This window comes from Luteibacter sp. (assembly GCF_009912395.1).
Lineage (GTDB): Bacteria > Pseudomonadota > Gammaproteobacteria > Xanthomonadales > Rhodanobacteraceae > Luteibacter.
In genome coordinates this window covers 24,043-32,567 of record NZ_WNDO01000041.1, presented here as the reverse complement: position 1 = coordinate 32,567, position 8,525 = coordinate 24,043, and the positions used below count along the sequence as shown (strand labels likewise).

General features: G+C 60.1%; 7 protein-coding genes. 5 read left to right on the top strand and 2 right to left on the bottom strand.

The genetic code is table 11. The annotated features are described in order from the left end of the window. The coding region (locus GAK28_RS23650) for an IS3 family transposase (RefSeq protein ID WP_291776025.1) at positions 1-258 on the top strand (258 nt) is incomplete at its 5' end. On the opposite strand, the gene GAK28_RS23645 is transcribed toward GAK28_RS23650, so the two are convergent. Next, on the bottom strand, positions 255-881 hold the full coding sequence (locus GAK28_RS23645; protein WP_291785116.1) for a hypothetical protein: 627 nt from the start codon (positions 879-881) through the stop codon (positions 255-257). The genes GAK28_RS23650 and GAK28_RS23645 overlap by 4 nt on opposite strands. After that, on the bottom strand, positions 882-3,233 hold the full coding sequence (locus GAK28_RS23640; protein ID WP_291785114.1) for a hypothetical protein: 2,352 nt from the start codon (positions 3,231-3,233) through the stop codon (positions 882-884). A gap of 501 nt (positions 3,234-3,734) precedes the next feature. Between GAK28_RS23640 and GAK28_RS23635 the strand changes: the two genes are divergently transcribed. The 4 genes from GAK28_RS23635 (at position 3,735) to GAK28_RS23620 (ending at position 8,460) form a co-directional block, all read left to right on the top strand. Beyond that, the gene (locus tag GAK28_RS23635) at positions 3,735-6,560 is read left to right on the top strand and encodes a TonB-dependent receptor (RefSeq protein ID WP_291785111.1); all 2,826 of its coding nucleotides are present in this window, start codon (positions 3,735-3,737) and stop codon (positions 6,558-6,560) included. A gap of 81 nt (positions 6,561-6,641) precedes the next feature. Continuing rightward, positions 6,642-7,220, top strand: coding sequence for a hypothetical protein (locus GAK28_RS23630; RefSeq protein WP_291785109.1), 579 nt, complete (start codon positions 6,642-6,644; stop codon positions 7,218-7,220). Between the two features lie 134 nt (positions 7,221-7,354). Continuing rightward, complete coding sequence (gene arr / locus GAK28_RS23625; RefSeq protein WP_291785107.1) at positions 7,355-7,786, top strand: NAD(+)--rifampin ADP-ribosyltransferase; 432 nt, start codon at positions 7,355-7,357, stop codon at positions 7,784-7,786. Between the two features lie 80 nt (positions 7,787-7,866). Beyond that, on the top strand, positions 7,867-8,460 hold the full coding sequence (locus GAK28_RS23620; protein ID WP_291785105.1) for a flagellar basal body-associated protein FliL: 594 nt from the start codon (positions 7,867-7,869) through the stop codon (positions 8,458-8,460). The last annotated feature ends 65 nt before the right edge of the window (positions 8,461-8,525 follow it).

Below are 8,525 nucleotides of genomic sequence, written 5' to 3'. Positions count from 1 at the left end.
GAGCACCGCGCCCTGTTGGAGCAATACGCTTTGATCGCCAGCATGAGTGCCAGAGGCAACTGCTACGACAACGCAGCAATGGAGAGTTGGAACCACAGTCTGAAGGTCGAGGCCATCCATGGTGAACACCTCGCCACACGGGAGCAGGCCAAGGCTCATGTGTTTGACTACATTGAGGTTGACTACAATCGGATCCGGCTGCACTCGACCCTGGGCTACCTCAGCCCAGAGCAGTACGAGCTGGCCAATGTCGCTTAGATAGGTGTCCGTAAATCAGGGGCAAGATCAATGCGGTCCATGGTCGAGCGAATCGTCGTCGAGGCCATGCGCTGCACGCCGGCATAGCCGTTGTCGAGCATGGCCGACCAGCGCGATTCCATGTGGTGACTAGCGTCTTCCGGGCGCATGTCGCCACGTTCAATCAGACGTTGCTCTTCCACGTCACGCTCATGTGCCGCCATGAGTAGCTTGCGTGGCGTCCAGGCATTCGGGTCGATGTTATAGTCACCGAACGTCTCATCGTGCACTTTCATGACTTGGCGAGCGGGTAGATTCAAAGAGAATTCTGAATAATCAGCGCTTGCAGCCCATGCTAGGCGTTTTTCAAGGTCGTGTTGCATGAGTCGAGCACCAAATTGATCCCACTGGTGCTCGCTCATGACTATGTCGCTATGTTCCATGGCGTAGTTCTTTGCATAAGAATTTGCTGTGGCACCGGGCATGTTGTCGTTACGCACGACACCTAGTGCAAGAAGGCTGTATCCATCATTGCTTGGGAGCTGAGCCAAATAGTTCCAGTAAAGCTCCCGGTTTTTCTCTCTAGCGTATTGCTGGAGGATTTGAATATCTTTATCTGATAGACCCTTGGGTGCGTTCGGCATTTACTTGACCTCCGAGCTTTCAAGCAGGCTGCGAACGCGCGCTTCTATTCGCTCCCAATCGTGCATCATGATTCTTAGGTAGTGCGCGTAAACAATGACGCTGTACTTGGTCACTATGAATTTGTGAGTGCAAGATGAGCGGAAATCGCCTGCTTTATCTACGATGCGATTCTGCTCGATGGCTGCGCCATCGGGCATTCGGTGGGATTCACAAATGATGACGGTCGAAGGTAAATCGTCGTCCGTCATGCGGATGAACCAGTCCCTATGGACATCCGGATCGGTGGCCTTTGTTAGCTCGCCATACAAATTCTTGTAATAGAGTTCGATCAGGTTAAAGTCGGCGTAATACGGCGTTAGATCGTATACGGGTGCGCCTTTGATCCGGAGATGTAAATTATCGTCGGGGTTATTCCATCGCTCCGGATCGTCTGATGGGAAAGGTTCGATGGATTTGCGCAAAATTATCCCGTGGTTACTGTCTGAGTGAGGCCCCAGATACTGAATGTCGAGAGCGATACTCGAAATAAATGTTTCATTGTTGTCGTGGTAATCCTGGCCTTGCGGCAACGGCTCGAGCGAAGGCCACTGCACGTTCAGTCCGACGCCGATGCCGATGCCGACCAGATCCTGTCCTGTCTGCCATTCGTAGAGATTTCTCGGCAAGCGGAATCGGTGGGGCCCAAGACAGGCGTCGACATACTGAACAGAGCCCACGTTGTGCTGGCTATTGCACCCTTTGATGGATGTGTCGGAAGTCGTTCCTTTCCCATCGACAGCTTCGGAGGTCGGCGTGGAGCAGGCGGCTAGCAAGGACGTGAGCAAACTCACCAAGGGCTTGGGAAAAGGCATGGCGTCTCCGGTTTCTTGGACAGGCAGGGTGATGGCCTGATGACGGACGGAAGGTAGGCGTGCGGTGTAGGGACGGAACCATGGCCCTGTGATGACCAATTGCTGGTCGTCGGGCAGATCGCGAAGGTCACCGGCACGAGCGGGGTGCCCTATGCCACGTCCTTTGGGATCATGGACTTGTACGTACGTTTGGAGCAGGTCTTCGCCTTCCTGGGCACAGGTATCGTTCGTGGCCTTTTGCATGACCAGGCAAGGGAAGTGCGATAGCAGCTTGCCGGTGTCGCGACCATAGATAGACCGAAGCGTGGCAAGCCGCTGCGTTGTGGCGGCGCACGGCAGATCGCCGTCCAGCAGGATGGGCATTCGGCCAAAGGTGTCCAGTCGATCGATGAGCAGTCGTCGATGGGGCGCGCCGTGCGTCGCATGCCGCCACCAGGCGATAAAAGTGTCGACCAGGTGGCTTGCCTCGCTACGCCGTTCGGGCGGCAGTTCGATGAAGACGACGGTCCTGTGCGGATCACGTCCGGAGATGTCGTCGCCGCGCGTCGCCGCGTCCACCGACGCATGGCCGAACAGTGCGAGCGGTACGCGCAAGGCGTCGCAGACAAGCCGAAACGCTACATCGTCCAGCGACTGCCAGGGGCGTAGCGCCTCGCGCGTGCGTTTCGAGAGGGCTTCCGTTTCGGCCAGAGCGTCGAGGTACGCCCGACACTGATCGGTGCCTAGAGGTTCGGTCAGGCGATGGAGGTCGCCTGGTGCGGGCGGGATGACTTCGCCGTTGGCGCGGAGAACATCGTCCACGACCTGGACGAGGGCGACGAAGGCCTGTCGAGCGTGGCTAGCTAGGAGGCGGCTGGATGGGTCGTTTGCGGGATACCAGCGTTCGGCAAGGCTATCCAGCACGGGCATGCGCAGCCCCTCCCGTGTCCACGCGGCGCTAAAGGGGTTCCAGCGATGCCCTCGGCCGAAGGGTGCTAGGTGGACGATGTCTCTTCTTTGGATCGCCGGGGCGCATGAGGCTACGACGTCGGGCGTACCGACCAGCAGCCACGGCCCCACGGACTGTTCTAGCGTAGGCAGCAAGGTGCCGAGGACCGCGCGCTCCGGCCGCGACGTCGCCACCAGTACGGACATGTCGGTGGCGATGTTCCGCGTAAGCACCACGCCATGCCGCGATGCCGAGGCGATCGCCTTGAGTGGTTCGAATCGAGGCGGTCGTGGCTCAGGCAGGCGACGACGCAACGCCCTCAGGGCGACGACGGCGATGACCGAAGGCATGCCGATGCCGAGGCCTCCGGCCAAGTAGATGCGCCATGCATAAGGCGCGTAGGCGGCCTGGTCGGGTACCTGGACGTAGTCCCGCCAGCGGGTCCAGGTGACGGGATGCCCGGTCAGTCCGAGAAGTACGCCGGTGAAGTAACCCGATAGATACGGTGCGATGCCGATGATCAACAAGAGCGCGATCGCGCTTGCTGGAATGAGAATGTTCCACTGCCTCAAGTGAGGCTCCCTCGTCACGAATGAAGAGGTTCCCGAGCTTAGGCATATTGCTGACCATGCCTATAGGAGGCGTCTGAAAATTCGCCGGAATTTTTCCTAGACGAAAGCGACGTCAACCGTCTTCCTGGCCCACAATTGACAACGTAACGAAAGCTTCATAATCTCGATTTGGAACGATTCAAATCGTTCGCTCAGGGATACGTGGTCGTGGCGCGGGGAGCGCATGGCCATTCCATACGATAAGCGGTCCCGCCATCGCGTTCATCGCGTTGGACGAGGCGCCTCGGCCTGTGGGTCGTGGACGATAACCGCAGGTTTCACGACCCGAACCGGGCAGCGCTCCGGGTCGCGCTGATTCATTTCATTCAATCGTTCGGCTGGGGTATGAACGCCGATGCGCCGGGCAGGTGCGCGTGGGCTCCGTAGTGTCTTCCGCATCGACGCGAAAGCGGCGACGGGAGCGCTTGTCCTGAAAATGATTCAGCGATAGGGGTGTCACGAATGAAACTGAAGACCTTGAGCCTGGTGGTGGCGTCGCTACTGCTGGCTCCGACGGCTCACGCTTTGCAGGTAGCTACCGGCGACGCGGCGGCCAATGCACCGAAGGATGCATCACCCGACCAACGGCCAGTCAAGATCAAGGGAAAGGCGACGGGTGAGGATGCAGCCCATGTGACAAAAATGCAGGCGGTCACCGTGACCGGATCACTCATTCCACGGGCACAGATCGAAGGGCCGTCACCGTCGGTCACCATCACGGCGAAGGATATTGAGCAAAAGGGTTTCGGCAGCACCTTCGACGCGCTGAGGGCGTTGCCGATCGCCAACGGTTCGGTCCAGGACGGCCAGTTCACCGGCGGCTACACGCCGGGCGCAAAGACCGTGAGCCTCCTGGGCCTTCCTCCGGAATACACGCTGACCCTGCTCAACGGCCGGCCGATGGCGAGCTATCCCCTGGCTTACAACGGCGGCACCAACATCACCGACATCGCCAATATTCCCGTCGGCCTTATCGATCACATCGACGTGCTCACGGGTGGACAGTCGTCGGTGTATGGCTCATCGGCCATCGCCGGCGTGGTCAATATCGTGCTGAAGGATCATATCGAAGGCACGCATCTCAATTTCCGCATGGGCGGGTATTCCGATGGCGGCGGCGAGAACCAGCGCCTTCAGTTGAACAGCGGCACCCGGTGGGGCGACCTGGATATTTCCGGCGGCATCCAGTTTGAGAAGCAGACGCCCATCTGGGCCTATCAGCGCGATTACATCGATTCGTACTACGACGACCCGACAGGGAAGGGCGCCGTGCCGTCGCGGACCTTCCTGCGCCAGGAACTCGGCGACAACAAGCATTATGTGGACCCGGGGGCAGCCACCTGCAACAGCCTGTCCTACCTGTACGGCAATACTACGGCTTATAGCTATCGCAGTGGAGCGGGCCTCGGTCATTACTGCGGCACGCCGAACAACGTCAGCTATACGACACTGAGCAACAAGGAAACCGATATCAACGGCGCAATGTTCCTGCGCTACCACCTCACGCCGGAAACCCAGCTTTACTCAGATATTCTCTATAGCTACAGCAATCCGACGTACTCCGGCGGAAGCCCGTCCTGGAACCAGACCTTCTATAACCAGACCAGCGGACACTACGAAACCTGGCAGAGGATTTTCGGCCCCGAGGAAGTGGGGCTGGATGCGAAGGACCAGCATGTCTTCACGCACAGCTACAACTTCACCGTGGGCGGCAAGGGGCCTCTGTTCGACACCGGCTTCGACTACGACATCTACTTCAACCGCTCGCAGACGAGCCTCGTGCGCAAGTCGACTGATTTCCTGGCGAAGAACGGCGTCGACGACTACTACCTGGGGCCGCAACTTGGCACCGATGCCAGCGGTTACCCCATCTTCGCGCCGAATCTCGACCGCCTGTACGTGCCGATCGACCGTGCGTTGTACAACAGCTTCAGCGCCCTGAATCGCGCAGCGTCGCAATCCTGGAACCAGAGCTTCTCGGTGACGCTGACCAATCCCAGCCTGTTCGCGTTGCCGGCCGGCGACGTGGGCATGGCCGTGATCGCGCAGCGTGGCCACGAGCACTTCCAGAACCGCTCCGCCAGTGAACTGGCCGACGAAGGTTTCTTTCGTGGGCAGACCGGCTCCACGGTCGCCAAGGGTAGCCGCGATTCGACGGCCTTCGGTACCGAGTTCCAGATACCCTTGCTGGAGCGACTGACCGCCAACGTCTCCGGTCGATGGGACCGGTACAACTACGCGGGCGAAGGTAACGGCAAGCTGACCTACAAGCTGGGCCTGGAATACCGCCCGCTCGACACCCTGCTATTGCGTGGCAGTTACGCCACGGCGTTCCGCGCACCGAACATGTTCAACCTGTTCTCCGCCCACTCCAGCGGCTATACCACCAATACCGACTACTACCAGTGCCGGCTGGCCGGCTTCAGCTCGAACAGTTACAACGATTGCCCGCAGTCCGGTCTTGCCGTGCTATCCACGTCCAGCGGCAACACCAAGCTGAAGGACATCACCGCGAAGTCGTTTACCTATGGCTTCGTCTGGTCCACCGCGGACAACGCGTTGAGCTGGTCGGTGGACTACAACGCCGTGCTGATCAAGAACGAAGTGCGCACGCTGGGCACCGATGAAATCCTGACGACGGAAGCCAACTGTCGACTGGGTGTCTCGGAGAATGGCCAGACCCCCTTCGATATCAATTCACCGACCTGCCAGGAGGTGCTCGGTGAAGTGAGCCGTCGTCCGGCGACGGACCCCATCTCGCCGAACGCGGTGCTCGGTGTCTCGACCTATCCCATCAACGTGGCGAGCGAGCGCCAGACCGGTATCCAGTCCCAGGTGGATTATCGCTGGCGGGCAGGGCGTTTCGGCGACTTCGTGCTGGGCGTGAGCTACTACGACGCGCTTACCCATACGGACAAGGAGAAGGAAGGCGACCCGACGCAGGATTACCTGTGTTGCGCGAACTCCAACGAGTTCAAGAGCCGCGTCAGCGGCAACCTCACCTGGAGCCTTGGCTCCTGGAGCAGCACGATCTACGGCCAGCGCGACGGCCACATGTGGAACCACACCGGTACCGCGAAGAATCTGCCGCCGTGGATCCGCTGGAACGGTTCGACGACGTATCGCTTCAATCCCATGGCCTCGATCACCTTCTCGGCGAACAACATCTTCAACAAGCGTCCGCCGAAAGACATCACCAACGGCGACTGGCCGTACTTCGACGTCACCAACTACAACGCCCTCGGGCGCGAGCTGTGGGTGCAGATGAACCTGGACTTCGGTATCTGATCCACCGCCTGGCGGTAAGCATCCGGTTATCGAACCTGGCATAGACTCGCGCCGGGTTCGATAACCACAAAGGAGTGCGCCGTGCCCCGGAATATCTTGCGATGGAAGGCCGCCATGCTGGCGGTTGCGTTGTTTCCGCTGGCGGTGCTGGCTGAGGACGATCCACCGGCGCCCCAGGTCACGGGCAACGGCGGACACATGCTGCGCTTCAGTTCCACCCAGGTGACCGTGCCGCAGACAGCGCAGGAACGGCAGGCCTTCGAGCAATCGCGCGATCACGACTGTGCTTCTACCGACCCGGGCAAGGTGCTGGCCGCCGCAGCGGCGGTGCTGACACAGCAGGGCTATGCCTCCGTCGAGATCGATCCGGAGTTTCACCTGATTGACGCCCGGCATGACGAGACCCTGGTCAGCATGCGCCGGGAAATCTTCCGGGGCGTGGCTAAGTCGCGTGGACTGCCGCTACCGGCCAAGCCGGATCACCAGAGCACCGAGGCCTTCGTGGCCGTCGAGGCGGAGGGGCATGGGGTGAAAGTGCGTACGCGCTTTCGTGTGACCGTCTGGGACAGCAAGGGCGATGCCCGTACCTCGATCGTCAGCGATCCGCAGGTGTATCGGGACTTCTATGCCGGGATCGACAAGCGCCTGGCGGGGGCCTGAAAACAAAAAGGGAGGCGCATTGCGCCTCCCACCCTCAATGTATAATAGCCGCCCGGGCTTGCAGCAAGATTCGGCACGAGGACTAGACTCGCGGCCCTGTCGATGGGACAGCAAAACACGGGGCGGCCAGGGCGATGCACGACGAAGAGTGGATTCCCGTTACACCCCAGAACTGCGCCGCGCTCGCCGGGCCGTTCTATCACGGAACCCGCGCGGAGCTGTCGGTCGGCGATCTGCTGACTGCCGGGTTCCGGTCCAATTACGACGACCGCGTCGTCATGAACCATATCTATTTCACGAGCCTGTCGAAGGGTGCGGGTCTTGCGGCTGAGATGGCGCGTGGCGATGGCAGGCCGCGTGTCTACGTCGTGGTGCCGACCGGTGCGTTCGAAGACGATCCGAATGTCACCAACCAGAAGTTCAAGGGCAATCCGACGCGGTCGTATCGAAGCGTCTATTCCCTGGAGATCGTCGGGGAGCTGGAGAGCTGGGAGCCTTACGATCCGGAGTTCATCCGCCAGTTGCGACGTCGTGTCGAAGAGGGACTGGGTGAAATCATCAATTAGGGAGGGAGGCTGGCTCATTCATTTACGCGCAAGCCATCGGCCAGTAGTGTCGGCAGCTTCCGAGAAGGGGGTGCATGCCCATGTTTGTCCGAAAGTTTTTGCTGGTTCTTTGCTGCCTGCCGGCTCTCGCCCTGGCACATCATGACGATAAGGGTGACAAGGGGCTGCGCGACGCCACGGTGTTGATCGTGCGTCATGCGGAGAAGGCGAGCGACGGTAATGGGCTCAGCGCGCAGGGTGAGCAGCGCGCTGCGGCGTATGCCAGCTATTTCGATCCATGGCGGACGGACGGCGAGAGTCTGTTGCCACAGCGCCTGATCGCCACGCGCGATAGCAAGGAAAGCGCGCGCCCGCGCCTGACGCTTACCCCGTTGTCGCAGCGCCTGGGTCTGCCGATCGAGCAACCGTATGCCGACGACCAGGTCGACGATCTCGCCAAGGCGCTACGCTGGGACAATCACGCCAACGTGGTATTGATCGCATGGCATCACGGGCACATCGACAAGCTGATTGACGCGCTGGGCGGCAAGGCCAAGACCATCACCGGCCGCAAGTCGTGGCCAGAGGATGTCTACAACTGGGTAGTGGAGCTGCACTTCGATCACCATGGCGACCTGGATGCGTCGCGTAGCCGCATGGTGGTGGAGCATCTGCTTCCAGGCGACGGCTGCTGAGGTCACTGATGTAATGACGTAGCGATCGGTGGGCGTGCGCAGCCGATCGCTATATCATTAGGGTC